The following is a 17,347-nucleotide window of genomic DNA, read 5'->3' as shown; positions in this document are numbered from 1 at the left end:
GCCGCGCCACCCGCGACGAATGCGATCAGTGCCTTGAGCATGTGCTTCCTCTATTCGCTGGACGGGACGGGCTGCACGGCGCCGTTGCGCGCGGGCGACCGGCGCTCACGCGCCTTCGCGACCGGTGCTTTGACGAATTCGACAGCGGCGTCGAGCTTTTCGGCGTACTCCTCCTCGGCGAGATTGCGCCACGCGGTGAGTGAGACGTCGGGCCGGTACAACTTCTCCGGCGGCGCGTCGGTGACCTCGACCATCCACGCGTCCTGTCCGGAGAACTGGCCGTGGAACAGCCAGCGGATCGCGCCGAGGTATTTCGCGTAGAAGCCGATCTGCTGCACCCCGGACACGAAATTCACCATCAGGCCGACGTATTGGTGGTTGTCATCGTCGATCGGCACGTAGAACTCGTAGTGGATGAAGTTGGGGTAGGCGATGCGCAGGACGCCGGGCATGGACAACGACGCGAACCCGGGGAATTCCTGTGCCGCGATGACCGGGTTCACCTCGAGTCCGGCGCCCACATTGCCGATCTGCGACACCTTGGTCTCGTTCGGCTTCTTCTTCCACCACCGCTTGTTGGTCCATTTCCCGACTCCCGGGAATTCGGCCTCCCAGTACACCTCGTCCTGCACGCGGTAGATCCATCGGCCGTCGCGCACGATGCGGGTGATGTTCCAGGTCGGCATCGGCTTGAACAGCCGCCACAGCGAGGTGCGGTGCAGATACTTCGCGTGCCCCTCGTCGAAGCCGTTCTCGCACGCGAAACGCCAGTTGCCCGCGCGCGGCTGGATGCGACCGCCGATGATGCCCTCGTTCTCGACGAGTTCGCGCGGCAGCTGCTCGTCGAGGGGGGGCGCGGGCTCGCGGGTGATCGGGATGTACACCCAGACCAGGCCCAGCCGCTCCTGCACCGCGTAGGTCTGCACCTCGAGTTTTCCGCAGATCTTCGAGTCCGGGCCGTCGGTGATGACCGCGACGAGCTTGCCGTCGGTCAGGCGATAGGTCCACCCGTGGTACGGGCAGCTGACCGTACCCGGGAATTGCTGGTTGCCTTCCGACAGCGGCACGCCGCGATGCGGGCAACGGTCGTGCAGCGCGTAGACCGTGCCACCGTCGCGGATGAGGGCGAGCTTCTCGCCGCAGATCGTGTAGCTCTGCGGGTTCGCGGTGATGTGATTGGACCAGGTGACGGGGTACCAGTACCCGCGGTAACCGCTTGCGGCCGCGTTGTACTTGGGCCAGGCCGTCCAGTCCTGCCGGCCGGCCGCGCGCGGTCGCTCCGGCACCACCTGCGTGGCTTTCGGCGCCTCGACACCAGTCATGTGAAGTCCTCTCGAGACGAGCTGATTGATATTGCGAATCCTGGGCGAGCTGCGGCCCGGCGCCAACGGATCCGGTTTGCTCAGCAGACCGGGTTCACGTCGCCGACCACCACGGCCTCACCGACGGCACACAGGACGCCCGCATCCGTGTGCTCCGCCAACGCGAGGGTGATGAGCCCGTCGGCGATCTCACGGACGACACCGGTTACGACGAGTTCACAGCCGACGTAGGCGGGTGCGCGGTTGCGCCAGCCCACGGAGATCACACCGCCCGGCCCGCCACAGAACTCGGCGGCGGCACGATGGAACAGCGCACCGTGCAGCTGGGCCATCACCACGGGTGCGTCCAGGCCCTCGGTCGCGGCGTAGGCGGGGTCGTAGTGGATGCGGTGCGCGTTGTGGGTTGCGGCGCCGAAGCGCAGCAGGCGCACCGGGTCCGTGCGCAGGGTGACGGGTTCGATTTCCTGGCCGGTTTCGGCGTGGGCACTGCGCGCGGTCGTCATCGGACGATGAACCCTTCGGTGACGGTGGCGAGTTCTCCGGCACGCGCGGCTCGAAAGACCTTCGACACCGTGAGCAGGAGGAACTCCGAATCCGACCGGCCCTTGCGCGCCACGGCGCCGAGCGCGCGCCGGACCGTGATCGGATCCTCGAGCGGCACCTTCCGGTGGAAGGTGATGCTCTGGCCGCCAGCCATCAGGCGAACATCCAATCCTTCGGTGCCGGGGACCTCGTCTGCGAACATGCCGTCTTCGCGGTACTCGCCGTCGATACCACCGCGGGGACCGCGCAACTGGCTGGGCAGGTACAGCGGATGCACTTCGAAGCCCGCCGCGCCGGGGTCGAGCAGCCGGGGATCGGCTTCTCCGCACGCGCGCGCGAACGCCACTGCCTCCGACGCTCGCAGCGGGCCGAGATCGTGGTATTCGACGGTGCCGACGAGTGCGCGGGCCCGGTCTTCGGCCGCTCGTAAATCTGATCGCATGCGCCGCAAGCTAACTCCACGCGAGGGTGCCGGACCACAGACCAGGACCGCCCAGCGGACCGCGATCCTTCACACCGAGGGCGAGATGCAGTCAGGTATGGCCATGGTCCAACCACCGAACAGCCTGTACGCCGACGCGGCGGGCGTGACGTTCCATTACCACGACCTCGGCGCCGGGAATCCCACGATATTCCTGCACGGCGGCGGACCCGGATGTACCGCGTGGTCCGACTTCGGTCCGGTCGCACCGTTGTTCGCGCGCGACCGGCGCGCGGTCCTCGTCGACATCCTGCAGTACGGCCGGTCGGAGAAGTGCACCATTTCCGGGCCGATGTGGGATTTCCACGCGGCGAAGATCGTCGCGCTCCTCGACGAGCTGGGCATCGAGCGCGCCGACTTCATCTGCAACTCGTGGGGCGGGACGATCGCGCTCAACCTCGCGGCCAAATACCCCGATCGAGTACGCGCACTGGTGGTCACGGGCAGCATGCCGGTGTTCTACGGTCCGCTCGCCCCGCTCCCGGAAAACGGTCACCGCGGCCGGACTGCCCGTGACGTCTACTACGGCGGGGAAGGCCCGACCCGGGACAAGATGCGGCAGCTGATCACCCGGCTCGAGTGGTTCGACGGGGACAAGCTGCCGCCGGAGACTCTGAACATGCGCTACCAGCAGAGTCTCGATCCGCAGGAGATGGCCCTCGCGGCGGCATCGGACAACCCGCGCGGTGACTGGCAGGATCTCACCGCGGAGCTCGGGATGATCAGCGCGCCCGTGCTTTTCGCCTGGGGGATGCACGATGCCTTCCTCACGCCTGACTATCCCCTGATGCTGGCCAGGATGATCGAGCACGGCCACCTGTATGTGATGGACAAGGCGTCCCATCATCTCCAGGAGGAACGACCGCACGACTTCTATTCCGTGGTGACCGGCTTCCTTGACCAGCACCACCCGTGACGCCGGTCCGGTGACGCCGCCGGACGGCGCGGCCCGGATCCGGTTCGTGCTGCTTCTGGGGATACTCACCGCGCTGGGACCGTTCACCGTCGACATGTATCTGCCCGCGCTGCCGACGCTCACCGCACACTTCCACACCACCGACACCGCCGTGCAGCTCACCCTCACCGGCACGCTGGCGGGGCTGGCGATCGGGCAGCTCGTCGTGGGGCCGCTGTCGGACATCCACGGGCGGCGCACACCATTGCTCGCCGGTACATTTCTGCATGTGTCGGCGTCGGTGGCGTGCTTCTTCGCTCCGTCGATCGCGGCGCTCGCAGCCTTGCGGACCCTGCAGGGTTTCGGCGCCGCCGCGACGGGAGTGATCGCCATGGCGGTGGTCCGCGACCTGTACACCGGTCGCGCCGCGGCGGTCGTGCTCTCGCGGTTGATGCTCGTGATGGGGGTCGCGCCCATTCTCGCCCCGTCGGCCGGCGGGCTGGTGCTGAGCGCGACCTCGTGGCGAGGGGTCTTCCTCGTGCTGGCCGGGGTCGGTGCGGGCATGATGTGGCTGGCCGGGTGCGCGCTGCCGGAGACCCGGCCTCCCGGCGCACGCACCGCACGCGGAATACGCCCGCTGCTGGGCGGATACCGCACACTCCTCCGCGATCCGCGGTTCATCGTCCTCGTGCTGGTGTGCGGCTTGGCCAGGTCGGTTCTGTGGGCATACATCGCCGGTTCGTCGTTCGTGATGCAGGGTCGGTTCGGGCTCGACTCGACGTCCTACGGATTCGCCTTCGCCGCGGGGGCGGTGGCGCTGATCGGGGCATCCCAGCTCAACGTCGCGCTGCTGGCACGATGGTCCCCGCTGCGCATCAGCCTGGTCGCGCTGCTGGTGAGCACTGCTGTCGGTGCGGGCTTCATCGTTGTGGCGGCGACCGCCGCCGGCGGGTTCGCCGGCTTCGCGCTACCGGTTCTCGTTCTGCTCGGCGCCACCGGTTTCGTGATGCCGAATGTTCCGGCGCTGGCACTGTCCCGGCACGGCGCGGTCGCGGGAACGGCCGCCGCGACCGTCGGTTTCGCACAATTCGGCGCGGCGGCCGTGATCGCGCCGATCGTCGGGCTGCTGGGAAATACGAGTCTCGCGGTGGCGATCACGATGACCGCGGCGGCGGCGCTCGGACTGGTCGCGCTGACCACGGTGAGCGGGCGGCAGCCTTCCAACCGGTGCACTACGCCGAGCGTGCCAGCGAACCCAATGTCCGGGTGATCCCCGCACCCGCGGCCTTCAGCGGGACCGACATCCGGTCGAGTCTCATGCGTGCGGTGGTGGTGGACATTCCGACCGCTCCCACCAGCACCGAGTGCGGCCCGAACACGGGGACCGCCGCGCTCACCGCACCGACGGACATCTCCTCGGCCTCCACGGCCAGCATGTTCTGCCGGGCAGTACCGAGTTGCCGGTGCAGATGCGCTGCCGTGGCGACGGTGCGTCGCGTGAAGGTGGACAACCCGTTCTCGACCACCTGTGCGACCACATCCGCGGGGGAGAACGCCAGAATCGCCTTGCCGGTGGCCGTCGCGTACAGCGGCAGCCTGCCCGCGATCCGGGACGGGATCTCCACGGCCCCATGGCCGACCAGCTTGTCGATGTAGAGCACGTCGAGACCGTCCCGGATCGCGAAATGCACCGTCGCGCCGGTCTCCGCATAGAGTTCCTGCAGGTAGGGCAGGGCAGCATCGCGCAGTAACCGCTGGGCGGGCACCAACTGCCCGAGCTCGAACAAGCGCAGGCCCAGCCGGTACTTCGTTCCGGAGCGTTCCAGGACACCCCACCCGACCAGCTCGTTCGCCAGCCGATACGTCGTAGCCTTGGCGACTCCGCTGCGGCGAGACAGTTCGGTCAGCGACAACTCCCCCGCCGCGGCGTCGAATGCTTCCAAGAGCAACCGCGCCTTACCCAGTACCGATTCCATGGTCGCCTCCACGAACCCAGGCGGTCCACTGTCCGGACCAGATCTGCCCAACATACCGGTGTCGGCGCGAGAAGGTTGCCAAAAAGTTCCCAACCGAGCCGCCGGGCCCGGCAGATCCTCACGAGCGACCGCTTCGGCGCGAACTTCTCGGCTGGTCGGCCAGCACGGCATGCGCTGGCGCCGACCGCGCCGGTGGCCGACGCCGGCGCGACGCTACCCGGGTGAATCCGATCCGAGCGCGCGACCACTCGGGGCACCTCGCCCCGCCAGGGTCACCCGCCCCGATCGCACGTCGGCGCGCAGTTCCTTCCACAGGCCCACACACATCGCGACGAGGAACAGGACGAACGGGCACGCGACGATCATCGCGCCCCACTGCAGTGCGTCCAGCCCGCCGATCACCAAGAGCGCCAACGCGACCGCGCCGACGAGCAGACCCCAGGCGACCACCAGCCACTTCTTGGGGTCGTCGATACCCTTCGAGGAGAATGTGCCGAGCACGATGGCACCCGCGTCGGCGCCGCTGATGAAGAACACCCCGGCCAGAATGATCACCGCGACACTGGTGACGGTGGACAGCGGAAACGCGTTCAGGACTTCGAAGAACGCCGCTTGAGCACTCTGCGATGCCACCGACGCTATATCGCGTTTGCCGGTCAATTGCAGGTCCAAGGTGGCACCACCGAGGATGGCGAACCACACGACCGTCGCGAGGCTCGGTGCGATCAGGACTCCGAAGACGTACTCGCGAATCGTGCGCCCCCGGGAAATCTTGGCCAGGAAGCTGCCGACATAAGGCGCCCACGAAATACCCCACGCCCACAGAAAGATGGTCCAGTCCTGCATCCATCGACCGTCCGCGAAGGCACCGGTCTGGAACGACATCGGCAGGAAATTGAAGATGTAGCCGCCCAATGCCTCCGACATCAGATCGAGGATGAAATGAAACGGCCCGAGTACGAGGACGAACAGTGCGAGTGCGATGGCGATCAGGGTGTTGAAGTCGGCCAGTCGCTTGATGCCCTTGTCCACACCCGCGACCGCCGAGACGATGAACCCCGCCGTGAGCAAGCCGACGACCACGGTCAGTACCAGCGTGGAACTGTTGATACTGGAAATGAATCCGAGCCCGGCGATGATCTGCAGGGTGCCGAGGCCGAGTGTCACCGCGTTGCCGACCGTCGTCGTCATCACGACCCAGGTGTCGATGCTTCGCCCGATCGGCCCGTCCGAACGCTTACCCAGCAACGGCCGCAACGTGGCGCTGACCAGCGAGGGCCGCCCTTTGCGGATCGTCGAGTAGGCGAATGCGAGGCCGGCGACACCGAAGAACGCCCACGGGTGCAGCGCCCAATGGAAGATCGAATACTGCATACCGACGACCGCGGCCTGATCGGTGCGCGGCGCGGGTCCGCCGGGCGGCGGCTGCGCCCACAATGTCACCGGTTCGTACGCACCGTAGAAGATCAGGCCGATGCCCACACCGAGCGCGAACATCATCGCGATCCAGGAGAATGTCGAGTAGGCCGGTTTTTCCTCGGGATCACCGAGTTTCACCCGGCCGTATCTGCTGAACGCGAGATACAGGATGAAGAAAACGAAACCGGCCGTGGACAATACGAACACCCAGCCGAATTGTCTGGAGATATCCGCGTAGACATGCTCGGCCACGGTCTCCATGCGTTCTGAAAACACGACCCCGACCACCAGGAAAGCTATCGTCAGAGTGGCGGCGACAACCGTGACAGGCATGTCGATTCCGGCGCGCCAGCCGGGCTCGTCGTTTTCGGGCGGAGGCGGCACCGACAATCTGGTGGGCGGCCGCTCCAGCGGCTCCTCCGGCAATTCCTCCGACGGTTCCCCAGCGGTTTTCATATATCCCCATATCGATTGGCTGACCGAATCACTCGGGCCTTCGGGAAAATCTCGCGGAGCGGACCTTACCGAGGTGAGGGTCGTGGGCGCTGCGTTCGCCGCCGCCGGGCGCGCGAGATCCACTGTCCGCGCCGGCGGCTTTCACACCTGCGGTCAGCACGACTACGCATGGCGCACAACGAGATATCCGTCGGCGCGGGTGTGCCGACATGTTCTGTTACGACCTGCTCCGGTCCGTCGCAGCACCCCGCCATCGCGCTCCCCCTCCGCCGACAACGTTGACACACACCATGATCCACCCGGCTGGTGCAGGCTGTACGGGCGTTCACGCGATCACAACAATTGCGGCGCACGATCACAACAAACGCGGGTGTGTCGCGCGTCCGCTCGCCGGCGGTCCGCCGCCCCCGCCGAAAGTTCACCGCAGAGCGTCACACCGCCGCCCGACCAGCCCACCCGGCAGGCGCTGACCGGACGTGACCGGGCGACCGGAAATGGTCGCCCGCGCCACCTCGGCCGGTCGACCCGTATGGTTGCGATCAGGCCGTTCGCCGGCGGGGCATCGCGCGCTGGGCCCGTTCACGATCGGCGGTGATCTGCTCGCGCCGGCGCAGCATCGCCGCGGCGGGCGAGGTGTCGCCGAGGATCGCATCGAATACCGCGTGCGCGTCTTCGAGAGCGTCCCGCGCGCCGACTCCGGCGGCCGGTGTGATGGCGTGGTCGGCATCCCCGATCAGAACCACCGAATCCCGCGGAGCACATGCCCGTTCCAGCGGCACATTCCGAGCGTTGCTGACGTGGACCACATCGGTGCTGGACAGCAATTGCGAGACCAGGCCCCTGCTCGCCGGCGTCGCGGCCGCGACGGTGTCGGCCCACTCGCCGACCGGACGCAGGCCGAGATCGTCGCCGGCGCCGGTCAGGGGCTCTCGCGCGATCCGCACGAACCACAGGGCCACCGGATCGTCCGGACGCCAGATGTGCCCGAGAGTGCTACCGGCACTGCCATCTTCGGCGATCTCGGCGAAGAAGTGCAGCACCGCCGGAGACGAGGACGGCGGTGGATCCAGCGGAGCGTTCGTCATGCCGTACAGCACCACATCGCCGGCATAGACCGGCGCGCGGTCCGGTTCGAGCCGGGCCCGGACCACCGAATCGATGCCATCGGCGGCGACGAGCAGTCCGTCGACGGGCTCGACACCCGAATCACGCTGCACGGCAACAGCATCGGGTGCCAGATCGACATCGCTGACCGACGCACCGAAACGCGACTCCGCACCGGAACCGGCGACGAATTCCGACAGCACACCCATCAGATTCCGCCGCAGCCAGAATCGATGCCCCCGGCTGGGCATCTCGCTGCGCCGGCCGGAGCTGTCGGCGTAATCGAGACCGGCCAGCGGATAGGACACATCGTGCAGTGCGTCCCGATCCACGCCCATCGCTGCCATCGCATCGTGTCCGCGGCCGTCGATGAACAGGAACGCGCCCGCACCGGGGCCGGGACGCTGCTGCTCGTAGACGACGGCGTGATGCCCGCGCCGCGCCAGCCCGCCGGCCAGGCAGCTGCCCGCGATCCCACCACCGATGACGGTCGTCATACTCGAACCTCCTGGCGTTACAGCTGTCGTCGTCGAGCCCGGATATCCGGGGCCGAACTCTACCCGCGACATCGCAGCGGTGCGGAACCGGTTTGCTCGCACCTACTTTCGCGGGTTTCAGTCGGCCAGCCCCGCATCCTTGCTCCCGTACGCCGTGCGGAGTTCCGGCTTGACGACCTTGCCGCTCGCGTTGCGCGGCAACTCGTCGACGATCACGAGATTCTTCGGATGCTTGAAGCGGGCGAGGTTGTCGTCGAGGTAGGGCTCGAGTTCGGCGAGGGACAGCTCGTCGACTCCCTCGGCGAGGACGACGACGGCTACCGGCACCTCGCCCCACTTCTCGTGCGCGCGCCCGATCACCGCGGCCTCGGAGATGGCGGGGTGTCCGTACAGAACGTTCTCGACCTCGGCGCAGTAGATGTTCTCGCCGCCGGAGATGATCATGTCCTTGGCACGATCGACGACGTAGAGGAACCCTTCCTCGTCCTGGCGAACCAGGTCGCCGGAGTGGAACCAGCCGCCGCGGAACGCATCCGCCGTACCTTCGGGGTTGCGCCAGTAACCCTTCATCAGATTCGGTCCGCGGTAGACGATTTCACCGACCTCGCCGGGTTTCACGTCGTTCATCATGGGGTCGACGATGCGGGCGGTGACCGCCGGCACCACCTTGCCGATCGAACCGATCTTCCGCAATGCGTCCTTGCCTTCGAGAATGCAGGTGACCGGAGACATCTCGGTCTGGCCGAACGCCGTCGTGTTCAGTGCCTGCGGGAAGGTCTCGTTCATCGCCGTGAGCACCGTGTCGGAGGCGGGGGCGGCTCCCCAGCTGATGGTCCGCAGCGCGAGATCGCGTGGTTTCGCCCGCTGCGCCGCGCACACGGCCTGCCATTGGGCGGGCACCATGAACACCGAGGTCGTGCGCTCACGCTCCATGGTGTCGAGCATGGCGTCGGCGTCGAACGCACCGAGCGGATGGATCACCGCGCGGATGCCTCGATAGAAGACCGGTGCGAAGGCGGCAAGACCCGCGATGTGGAACAGCGGCGGTACGACGGAGGCGACGTCGTCGTCGGAGCCGCCGTCACCCGCGTTGATCGTGGTCACCGCCTGCGCCTGGAGATTGGTGTGGGTGAGCATGGCGCCCTTGGGCTTTCCGGTGGTGCCCGAGGTGTACATGATGAGCGCGACGGTGTCCTCGGGGACATCGATCCCGGGCAGGTCGGAGGAGCCCTCGGCGAGCAGCGCATCGTAATCGAGGTGCCCCGGCTCGTCACCGCCGCCGACCACGATCATCGCGTCGATCGCGCCCGTGGCCACGCGCACGGCGTCCATCAGCGGTGCGAGTGGCTTCTCCGTCACGATCAGCCGGGCGCCGCTGTCGGCGACGAGGTGGCACACCTCGGCCGGGCTCATCCGGATGTTGACCGGTACCGGGATCGCGCCGATCAGGTTGGCACCCAGCACCGCCTCGATGTACTCGGTGCGATTCAGCAACGCCATCAGGACGCGGTCGCCGAACCGCACACCGCGGCGGTGCAGGGCGGCGGCGAACGCGCGTGACCGTTCGTCGAGCGCGCGCCAGGTGGTCGACCTGTCGAGGTGGGTGATGGCGGCCCGGTCCGGCGTCATGAACGAATGCCGTTGTACCTGGTTGTTCCAGTGGTTCCGCCGCGAGCGCAACGGTTCGGTGGTCGATTCGCTCGTCGACTCCTGGGTGGCGGTCATGCTCACTCCTGTCCTGCGTACAGCGCGAGGATCCGCGCTGCTGTGGAGTATGTGTCCCCGATCACAGTAGCGAGCCCGATTCCGCCCGCAGGCGAACTCCGGCGAAGTACCTCGACGGCGCTCGATATCCGCAGGCAGGCCCGGATCGAGCGACCGCGGCGCACGGAGCCGGGCCGGATGGCTCGCGGCTTTCCGATCGGTCTCGAATCCCGCAGTGAGACAACCCCATTCGGCGAACAGCCCGGAAGTACTGCCCGATGCGGGACGACGCCGCGGACACGGTCGGCCGGCTCACCGCGCCGCGACGCGAATACGGGCGCGGGAACGACCCTTTCGAGATCATGCCGGCATTTCGCGAGGTGCAGTCGGCCGAGCTGTTCAAGCGTGCCGAAGACCTCGGCGTGACCGCGGTGATGTGCGGTCCCTGGGCGAACACCTCCGGCGAATCACCCGGCGGCACCGCCGGGTCGCCACCGATCGCTGGATGGCACCGATCGATCGATTCGCCGAAGATGTCCTGTCCACGATGTCGTGACCTATTTCGGGATCCGGTCCGGGTGCTGCCCGTAATAGTCGACGATCGTCTGCGCGATCTCGACCAGCGACCGGTTCGGGCCCGGTAGTCGTTGTCCGACCACCTCCTCGATGTGGGCGAGGTCGTCGGCCGACAATGCTCGTTTCCGGCCGGTCATGACCGACGTCCCGCGCTGCCGGTGGCCGGCCACTGTCCGGAATCCGGTTTCTCGCGGTGCACGGCGAAGCTCTGGTCGCGGGTGGGGTGGCAGCGCGCCTCGTACCCCCTCGCCTGATGGTCGGCCGGCATTTCGCAGGACACGTGCCCCCGGGCGACGTCGGCGTCGGCGGGTGTGGCGCCCAGCAGCGGGATGGTGGCGGTTCCGGCGAGGATGATCGCGGTGGCTGTGAGCCGTTCGAGACTCATGCGGTTCGGTTTTTCCCCTCATCAGATCGGACAGGTCATCCGGGTATCTGTGCGGAATCCGGCTGGGTTACAGCGTTTTCGAGATTAGGGGCCGGAACGGGCGAGCGGTCCGGATACCGAGTCGAATACTGTGCCGACGCCGGTGGCGCGGAGACTCAGGTGCGATGGTCGCGGTTCGATTCGGTTCGGCCGGTGGCGAGCAGATACACACTGATCACCAGTACCCAGGAGGGGAACACGAGGGTCACCCACAGGCTGTGGCTGACGACCACCAGCAGGACCAGTGCCAGCAGGTAGGTGATGAGCACCAGCAGACGTGGCATCAGCGCGGTGCGGAACCAGATCGTGGCCAGCGAGATCATGAACACCGCGGCCATGCGCACGCCGTAGACGTTGCTGATCTGCAGCATGAACTCACGGCCGAAGGAAATGATCTCGTCGTGGGACGTGCGCGAGTGCCGGGACACGGCCAGAGCCGTGCCACCGGTCGCGGTCGCGACGAACACCATCGCCAGGAACAGCACCCCGCTGCCCAGGACCACCGTCGCGAAGAACCGGTCCTCGAGTTCTCCGATCCGATCGCGGATCACCCCCAGGAACCACAGGAACGCGATGCCCGCGAACGGCATCATGAGGAGCGCGACGGTGATCCGCGGATCGTTGCGCGTCGCCCACGGGGTGAACGGATCGGCGGGCAGCGTCAGTCGCATCAGGACCAGGCTGGTCGCGAACAGCGCGGCGAAGACGATGCCGGCGACCGCCGCGGCGCGCGGAGTCGTCAGCTGGCGATACGGTCCCCCATCCGGCGTGGTGGTCATTCCTCAATCCTGGACGCGTCACCGCGGAAAAGCGCTGGATTTGCGGTATTCGGGACCCGGCCGCGCAGCATCGGTCCGATGATGAGGGCGTGAGTATGTGAGGGCGGCCCGACCATCCCCTGTCGCACCCAGGAGGAGGAGATGAAACATCTGGGAGACGGTGACGCCAGGCCGAACACCGGCAGTCTCGCGCGCGATCACCTCGCCAACGAACGCACCTACCTCGCCTGGCATCGCACCGGAATCAGCGTCGCGGCGCTGGGGGTGGCGGTCGCCAAGTTCGCCCCGCACCGCGGCGCCCATGCGGTGGCCGCGGGACTGATCCTGCTCGCCGCCGGACTCCTGGTGTCGGCCTACGGGACATTCCGGTACCGCGCCATCGGCAAACAGATCGATGCCGGGCTCTTCGCCCCCGCGAACTTCCATGCCATCGTCATCGCCACCATCGCGACCACACTCGGGCTGATCGCCGTGCTGGTCCTGGTCTGATGACGAATCGCGCGGCACCCCTTGAACCGCGGCTCAGCCGGGCTGTGCGGGATCGGCGAGTGGCGAGCGGTGGCGATGCGATCTGTGCGTTGGGGCGATCCTCCGGCTCTGATCTGCTCGGTCCCGCACCCCGGTCGAGCTCCGGGCCACAATCACTCATCGGATAGGACTGTCCGGTCTAGACTGCCCCGAACCAGCTGCAGAGATTTCCCGGCATTTCTCGCACTCGGAACGAGCGACGGGTGGGCAACGCGGTCCGGACCAAGGGTGAGTCGATGAATGACAGCAAGACACTGCGAGCCTGGTGGAACGACCCGGTCGACTATCGCTGGCTGGTGCGCACCCTGGCCGCCCGGGCGGCGCTGGGACCGCTGAAGGTGCTGATCGGCGTCGCCGGGGTCGGGATCGCGGTGATGGGTGCGGTGATCGCGGGCACGCCGGTGGGTCCACCCGGCCGTCCGGGGATCGCGTCGACGGTCGGGGTGGCGTGCGGAGCGCTGTGGGCGCTGCGCTGGTGGTTGCTGCGCTGGCCGAGCAAGACCGAGTCGCTGGTGCTGATCGGTTGTGCGGACGTGCTGTTCACCCTCGAGTTCCTGCAGGTGCCGGATCGGCTGTTCGCGGCGATGGGCGCGGTGCTGCTGGTGGTCACCGGCAGCTATCTGGGCTTCTTCCACAGCGCGCGGGCCCTGGCCGCGCATTCGGCGTGGTCGCTGCTGTCGGTGATCGTGTTCTCGGTGCGGATCGCGACCGGCGGCCAGGATGTCCGGCTGGCACTGGCGGTCGGGCTGCTGCTGTTCGTGTCGGTGGTCAGCGCACTGCCGGCGTTGCAGATCCTGTACTGGCTGCTGCGCACCGAATCGCTGTCGGATCCACTCACCGAACTGCTGAACCGCCGCGGCCTCGAGACCCGGCTGCCGCGCCTGGTCGACCAGCATCCGGCGATCTGCGTGATGACCCTCGATCTCGACCGGTTCAAGAACGTCAACGACACCTGGGGGCACCGTGTCGGCGACACCGTCCTGGTCCGGACCGCGCGGCGGCTGCACGACGCCGCCGGACAGGACGCGGTGGTGGCCCGCACGGGTGGTGAGGAGTTCGTGGTGGCCGCCCCGATCGCCAGCGCCGCCGCGCGCACCGAGGCCGAGCGCCTGCGCCGCGCGGTCGCCGAACCACCCGAGACCGCGGTGGAGGTCACCGCGAGTGTCGGGGTCGCGGTCTACGACGCGAGCGTCTGCCCGCGGTGCCCGCGCCCGACCCCGGAGCGTCTGCTGCAGTCCGCGGACTCCGCCATGTATCGGGCCAAGCAATCCGGTGGAAATCTGGTGGTGGTCGACGAGCTCAACCCACCGCGCGAGCACGAGCACCCGGCGCCGGCACCGGGCAGTCGTTGACATCGGACCGCCCGGGTGGGCTACGGTGAGGACATGACTACCGGGACGGCGTTGCGCCACACACGGATTGGTTACCCGGTGCTCTTCTGAGCAGCACGCGGGCCGCTACGGGCCCGCTCGTCGAGCAAGGATCCCGCGATATCGCGCGGGCGCCGCCTCGCGTCGTGGTGAGAACAGGACATCAACCACGACGGAAGGATCCAACGATGACCACCACCCGCGGGACGACAGTCGACATCCGGACCCCCGAGGGGGTCGCCGACGCGTACCTCACCCACCCCGGCGACGGCGCCGCCCATCCGGGAGTGCTGGTGATGCAGGACGGTTTCGGACTGCGCCCCAGTCTGCGATCGCTCGCCGATCGTATTGCCGCGCACGGCTATACGGTCCTGGTCCCGAACGCCTATCACCGCCACGGGCCCGCACCGGTGGTCGAGCTGCCGGACTTCATCGATACGCAGCGGCCGGACATCGTGGAGCGGGTCTTCCCGCTGATCCGCGAACTCACCGTGCAGCGGCTGCGCTCGGATGCCGGCGCCTACCTGGATTGGCTGGCAGCGTCACCGCGGGTCACCGCCGGGAAGGTCGGGCTGACCGGTTACTGCATGGGTGCGCGGCTGGCGGTGCAGGTCGCGGCGATGTTCCCGGATCGGATTGCGGCAGTGGCCGGATTCCACGGCGGGCCGCTCGTCACCGACACCCCCGACAGTCCGCATCTCATGGCCGCCGACATCACCGCGGAACTGTACTTCGCCCACGCCGGCAACGACCGGCACATGACCGCCGACCATATCGCCGAGTTCGACCGGGCTCTCGACGCCGCCGGTGTCCGCCACCGCACCGAGGTCTACGCGGGCGCCGAGCACGGGTACACGCAGGCCGACACCTCCGCCCACGATCCCGGCGCCGCCGAACGCCACCACCGCGAACTGGTGACCCTGTTCGACCGCAATCTGCGCAGCTAGGAGCGAAATCCGGACGTGCCACCGCCGGGCGCCGGACCACCGGCAGGTCGCGTGCGACGACCGGGACCGGCCGGTGCCACATCCGAAACCGATACGGGCACACCGGCTTCTGCCGACCACCCGGCGAATGTGAAAAAGCTGCTCGCCGAGGGGTCGGTGGCCATGGTCGTGCGCAGGTCAAGTGGCTCGAACCCCGATACCGAAAGGTGTCGGTGGGCCTCGGTAGCGTCTGTTGCCGTGGACACTGGGGAACGTATTCAGCAGCTCGCGGATCGGGTCGTGGCACTGCGCGATGCCTACTATCAGGGCTCGCCGCTGGTCGCCGACGCCGAGTTCGACGCGATCGAGGACGAGCTGCGGGGGTTGATCGAGGCGCATCCGGAGCTCACACCGGATCCGAACCCGCTCGATCAGGTCGGCGCACCCGCGGTGCTGCACGCACCGATCCGGCATTCGCGGCCGATGCTGTCGCTCGAGAAGGCGACCAGGCCCGAGCAGGTCGTGGCGTTCTTCGATCGTTTCCCCGGCCAGCCGGTCGTGGTGATGCCGAAGCTCGACGGGTTGTCGCTGGCCCTGGTCTACGGGGACGGACGGCTCGTGCGGGCGGTCACCCGCGGCGACGGAACCACCGGTGACGATGTGACGATGCTGGTACGCGCCCTGGTGGACGGCGTGCCCGATCGCATCGATGTGCCGGGGCGCGTCGAGGTCCGCGGCGAGGCGGTGATGCTGCGGTCGACCTTCGCCGCCTACAACACCGCGCACCCGGACAAGCCGCTGATCAATCCGCGCAACGCGGCCGCGGGCACACTGCGTGCGAAGGATCCGGCCACGGTCGCCGAGCGGCGTCTGCGGTTCTTCGGCTTCGACCTCGACACCGACTCCGGCGGTGCCGCAGTGGATCTGGAAGAGGGGCTGCGGGCACTGGGAGTCGCGGGCGCCCAGATGCGACTCTGTGCCGATGCCGAGCGCGCCCAGACCGCGATCGGCGCGATCGAACAGGGCCGCAACGACCTCGACTACGACATCGACGGTGCGGTACTGCGCCTGGCCGACCGGGGCGCGTACGCGGCGGCCGGGACCCGGTCGAGTTCCCCGCGCGGCGCGCTGGCGTTCAAGTTCGCCGCGGAGGAGAAGACGACCCTGCTCGCCGACGTGGTCTGGGATGTCGGCAAGACGGGCAAGATCGTGCCGGTCGCCTGGCTGCAGCCGGTGTTCGTCGGTGGCACCACCGTCACCAAGGCCACCCTGGCCAACCAGGAGGTGATCCGCGCCCGCGATATCAAGATCGGGGACACGGTGCTGGTGCGCCGCGCGGGCGACGTGATCCCGTTCGTGGCGGGTGTGCTCGACGCCTCCGCGCGCACCGGCGCCGAGCGCGAGATCGTGCCACCCACCGCGTGCCCCTCGTGCGGGCAGGCGGTCACCGAACAGGGCAACAGCCGAGAACTGTTCTGCACCAACGTCTCCTGCCCCGCGCAGACCGTCCGCAGGCTCATCCACTGGGCATCGCGGGCCGCGGCCGATATCGAGGCCATCGGGCCGGTGTGGATCGAACGCCTGGCCGAGGCCGGTATCCTCGAACGCCCCTCGGACTTCTACACCCTCACCAAGGAGCGCCTGCTCGAATTCGACCGGGTCGGTGAGGTTTCGGCCGCCCGCATGATCGATTCGATCGACGGCAGCCGCCAGGTGGGCCTGCGCCGCGCGCTCATCGGCATGGCGATCCCGATGGCCTCCGACGGCACCGCCGCCCGCTTGGCCCGCGCCGGATTCGGCTCCCTGGAGGCGGTCGCCGACGCGGGCGAGGAAAAACTGGTGGCGGTGGAGGACATCGGCCCCAAGGTCGCCGCCTCCCTGGTCGAGCATCTCACCCGCCTGCGGCCGGAGCTGGAACGCCTACGCGCGGCAGGCGTCTCGCTCGATGTCCGTGCGGAGGATCTGCCGCCGGTCGTCGCGGCCGGCGCACCGCTGGCCGGAAAGACCGTGGTGATCACCGGCGCCATCAGCGATCCGCGCTCGGGTGAGAAGGTCGCGCGCCCGACCTTCCAGCGTCTGTGCGAGAAAGCGGGCGCGACCGCCGCCTCGTCGGTGTCGGCCAACACCGATCTACTCATCACCGGCGCCGGAGTGGGCGACAGCAAACTGGCCAAGGCCGGGAAGCTCGGCGTCGAGGTCGTCGATCAGGGTGAGATCTGGAATCTGCTGATCGAGGCCAAAATCATCTAGTACCCGGCGTGGCCGCGAGACCCGCACCGAGGGTTCTCGCCCGAGATCGGCGCCGGGCTCACAGCCGAGACAGCGCTGTGGGCTCCCACAGGGGAGC

Annotated in this window: 16 protein-coding genes; 6 read left to right on the top strand and 10 right to left on the bottom strand. The window is 68.0% G+C overall.

Translation table 11 applies throughout. From position 1 onward, the window contains the following. Positions 1–50: 50 nt before the first annotated feature. The 3 genes from AB0L57_RS29235 to AB0L57_RS29225 all read right to left on the bottom strand — a co-directional run bounded on the left by AB0L57_RS29235 (position 51) and on the right by AB0L57_RS29225 (position 2,307). A complete protein-coding gene (locus AB0L57_RS29235) occupies positions 51–1,322 on the bottom strand; it encodes a Rieske 2Fe-2S domain-containing protein (protein WP_364968865.1) in 1,272 nt (423 codons plus the stop codon). 80 nt (positions 1,323–1,402) lie between these two features. Continuing rightward, positions 1,403–1,825, bottom strand: coding sequence for an acyl dehydratase (locus tag AB0L57_RS29230; RefSeq protein ID WP_364968862.1), 423 nt, complete (start codon positions 1,823–1,825; stop codon positions 1,403–1,405). After that, entirely contained in the window at positions 1,822–2,307 is a 486-nt protein-coding gene (locus AB0L57_RS29225) for a MaoC family dehydratase N-terminal domain-containing protein (protein ID WP_364968859.1), read from the bottom strand. The genes AB0L57_RS29230 and AB0L57_RS29225 overlap by 4 nt, the downstream gene beginning before the upstream one ends. A gap of 103 nt (positions 2,308–2,410) precedes the next feature. Here AB0L57_RS29225 and AB0L57_RS29220 point away from each other — a divergent pair, with 103 nt between their 5' ends. Beyond that, positions 2,411–3,262: an alpha/beta hydrolase gene (locus AB0L57_RS29220; protein ID WP_364968856.1), complete on the top strand. Its 852-nt coding sequence runs from the start codon at positions 2,411–2,413 to the stop codon at positions 3,260–3,262. After that, positions 3,243–4,511 (top strand): multidrug effflux MFS transporter, encoded by a 1,269-nt coding sequence (locus AB0L57_RS29215; protein WP_364968853.1) that lies wholly within the window; start codon positions 3,243–3,245, stop codon positions 4,509–4,511. The genes AB0L57_RS29220 and AB0L57_RS29215 overlap by 20 nt, the downstream gene beginning before the upstream one ends. Here AB0L57_RS29215 and AB0L57_RS29210 read toward each other — a convergent pair. The 7 genes from AB0L57_RS29210 to AB0L57_RS29180 form a co-directional block, all read right to left on the bottom strand. Beyond that, positions 4,474–5,217, bottom strand: coding sequence for an IclR family transcriptional regulator (locus AB0L57_RS29210; protein ID WP_364968850.1), 744 nt, complete (start codon positions 5,215–5,217; stop codon positions 4,474–4,476). The two genes, AB0L57_RS29215 and AB0L57_RS29210, sit on opposite strands and share 38 nt — an antisense overlap. Positions 5,218–5,430: 213 nt before the next feature. Further along, positions 5,431–7,092 (bottom strand): BCCT family transporter, encoded by a 1,662-nt coding sequence (locus tag AB0L57_RS29205; protein ID WP_364968847.1) that lies wholly within the window; start codon positions 7,090–7,092, stop codon positions 5,431–5,433. A gap of 539 nt (positions 7,093–7,631) precedes the next feature. Beyond that, the gene (locus tag AB0L57_RS29200) at positions 7,632–8,693 is read right to left on the bottom strand and encodes an FAD-dependent monooxygenase (RefSeq protein WP_364968844.1); all 1,062 of its coding nucleotides are present in this window, start codon (positions 8,691–8,693) and stop codon (positions 7,632–7,634) included. Between the two features lie 117 nt (positions 8,694–8,810). Continuing rightward, a complete protein-coding gene (fadD5, locus tag AB0L57_RS29195) occupies positions 8,811–10,418 on the bottom strand; it encodes a fatty-acid--CoA ligase FadD5 (protein ID WP_364968842.1) in 1,608 nt (535 codons plus the stop codon). A gap of 536 nt (positions 10,419–10,954) precedes the next feature. Then, positions 10,955–11,110: a hypothetical protein gene (locus AB0L57_RS29190; protein WP_364968840.1), complete on the bottom strand. Its 156-nt coding sequence runs from the start codon at positions 11,108–11,110 to the stop codon at positions 10,955–10,957. Beyond that, positions 11,107–11,358 carry a hypothetical protein gene (locus AB0L57_RS29185; RefSeq protein WP_364968838.1) on the bottom strand — a complete coding sequence of 84 codons (252 nt, stop codon included), beginning with the start codon at positions 11,356–11,358 and terminating at the stop codon, positions 11,107–11,109. The genes AB0L57_RS29190 and AB0L57_RS29185 overlap by 4 nt, the downstream gene beginning before the upstream one ends. 155 nt (positions 11,359–11,513) lie before the next feature. Further along, complete coding sequence (locus tag AB0L57_RS29180; RefSeq protein ID WP_364968835.1) at positions 11,514–12,176, bottom strand: hypothetical protein; 663 nt, start codon at positions 12,174–12,176, stop codon at positions 11,514–11,516. Between the two features lie 141 nt (positions 12,177–12,317). Here AB0L57_RS29180 and AB0L57_RS29175 point away from each other — a divergent pair, with 141 nt between their 5' ends. From AB0L57_RS29175 to ligA, 4 genes are all read left to right on the top strand, one after another. Beyond that, the gene (locus tag AB0L57_RS29175) at positions 12,318–12,665 is read left to right on the top strand and encodes a DUF202 domain-containing protein (protein ID WP_364968832.1); all 348 of its coding nucleotides are present in this window, start codon (positions 12,318–12,320) and stop codon (positions 12,663–12,665) included. 275 nt (positions 12,666–12,940) lie between these two features. Then, the gene (locus AB0L57_RS29170; RefSeq protein WP_364968829.1) at positions 12,941–14,056 is read left to right on the top strand and encodes a GGDEF domain-containing protein; all 1,116 of its coding nucleotides are present in this window, start codon (positions 12,941–12,943) and stop codon (positions 14,054–14,056) included. Between the two features lie 206 nt (positions 14,057–14,262). Then, the gene (locus AB0L57_RS29165; RefSeq protein WP_364968826.1) at positions 14,263–15,021 is read left to right on the top strand and encodes a dienelactone hydrolase family protein; all 759 of its coding nucleotides are present in this window, start codon (positions 14,263–14,265) and stop codon (positions 15,019–15,021) included. A gap of 237 nt (positions 15,022–15,258) precedes the next feature. Beyond that, on the top strand, positions 15,259–17,250 hold the full coding sequence (gene ligA / locus AB0L57_RS29160) for an NAD-dependent DNA ligase LigA (RefSeq protein ID WP_364968823.1): 1,992 nt from the start codon (positions 15,259–15,261) through the stop codon (positions 17,248–17,250). Positions 17,251–17,347 lie beyond the last annotated feature (97 nt).

Origin of the sequence: Nocardia sp. NPDC052254, assembly GCF_040679495.1 — a bacterium.
Taxonomy (GTDB): domain Bacteria; phylum Actinomycetota; class Actinomycetes; order Mycobacteriales; family Mycobacteriaceae; genus Nocardia.
This window is presented reverse-complemented; position numbering and strand designations above follow the sequence as displayed.

What these genes read in the sequence shown, in the direction of transcription:
- AB0L57_RS29235 (WP_364968865.1), bottom strand. Translation starts at nt 1,322, where the DNA reads ATGACTGGTGTCGAGGCGCCGAAAGCCACGCAGGTGGTGCCGGAGCGA.
- AB0L57_RS29230 (WP_364968862.1), bottom strand. Translation starts at nt 1,825, where the DNA reads ATGACGACCGCGCGCAGTGCCCACGCCGAAACCGGCCAGGAAATCGAA.
- AB0L57_RS29225 (WP_364968859.1), bottom strand. Translation starts at nt 2,307, where the DNA reads ATGCGATCAGATTTACGAGCGGCCGAAGACCGGGCCCGCGCACTCGTC.
- AB0L57_RS29220 (WP_364968856.1), top strand. Translation starts at nt 2,411, where the DNA reads ATGGTCCAACCACCGAACAGCCTGTACGCCGACGCGGCGGGCGTGACG.
- AB0L57_RS29210 (WP_364968850.1), bottom strand. Translation starts at nt 5,217, where the DNA reads ATGGAATCGGTACTGGGTAAGGCGCGGTTGCTCTTGGAAGCATTCGAC.
- AB0L57_RS29205 (WP_364968847.1), bottom strand. Translation starts at nt 7,092, where the DNA reads ATGAAAACCGCTGGGGAACCGTCGGAGGAATTGCCGGAGGAGCCGCTG.
- AB0L57_RS29200 (WP_364968844.1), bottom strand. Translation starts at nt 8,693, where the DNA reads ATGACGACCGTCATCGGTGGTGGGATCGCGGGCAGCTGCCTGGCCGGC.
- fadD5 (WP_364968842.1), bottom strand. Translation starts at nt 10,418, where the DNA reads ATGACCGCCACCCAGGAGTCGACGAGCGAATCGACCACCGAACCGTTG.
- AB0L57_RS29190 (WP_364968840.1), bottom strand. Translation starts at nt 11,110, where the DNA reads ATGACCGGCCGGAAACGAGCATTGTCGGCCGACGACCTCGCCCACATC.
- AB0L57_RS29185 (WP_364968838.1), bottom strand. Translation starts at nt 11,358, where the DNA reads ATGAGTCTCGAACGGCTCACAGCCACCGCGATCATCCTCGCCGGAACC.
- AB0L57_RS29180 (WP_364968835.1), bottom strand. Translation starts at nt 12,176, where the DNA reads ATGACCACCACGCCGGATGGGGGACCGTATCGCCAGCTGACGACTCCG.
- AB0L57_RS29175 (WP_364968832.1), top strand. Translation starts at nt 12,318, where the DNA reads ATGAAACATCTGGGAGACGGTGACGCCAGGCCGAACACCGGCAGTCTC.
- AB0L57_RS29170 (WP_364968829.1), top strand. Translation starts at nt 12,941, where the DNA reads ATGAATGACAGCAAGACACTGCGAGCCTGGTGGAACGACCCGGTCGAC.
- AB0L57_RS29165 (WP_364968826.1), top strand. Translation starts at nt 14,263, where the DNA reads ATGACCACCACCCGCGGGACGACAGTCGACATCCGGACCCCCGAGGGG.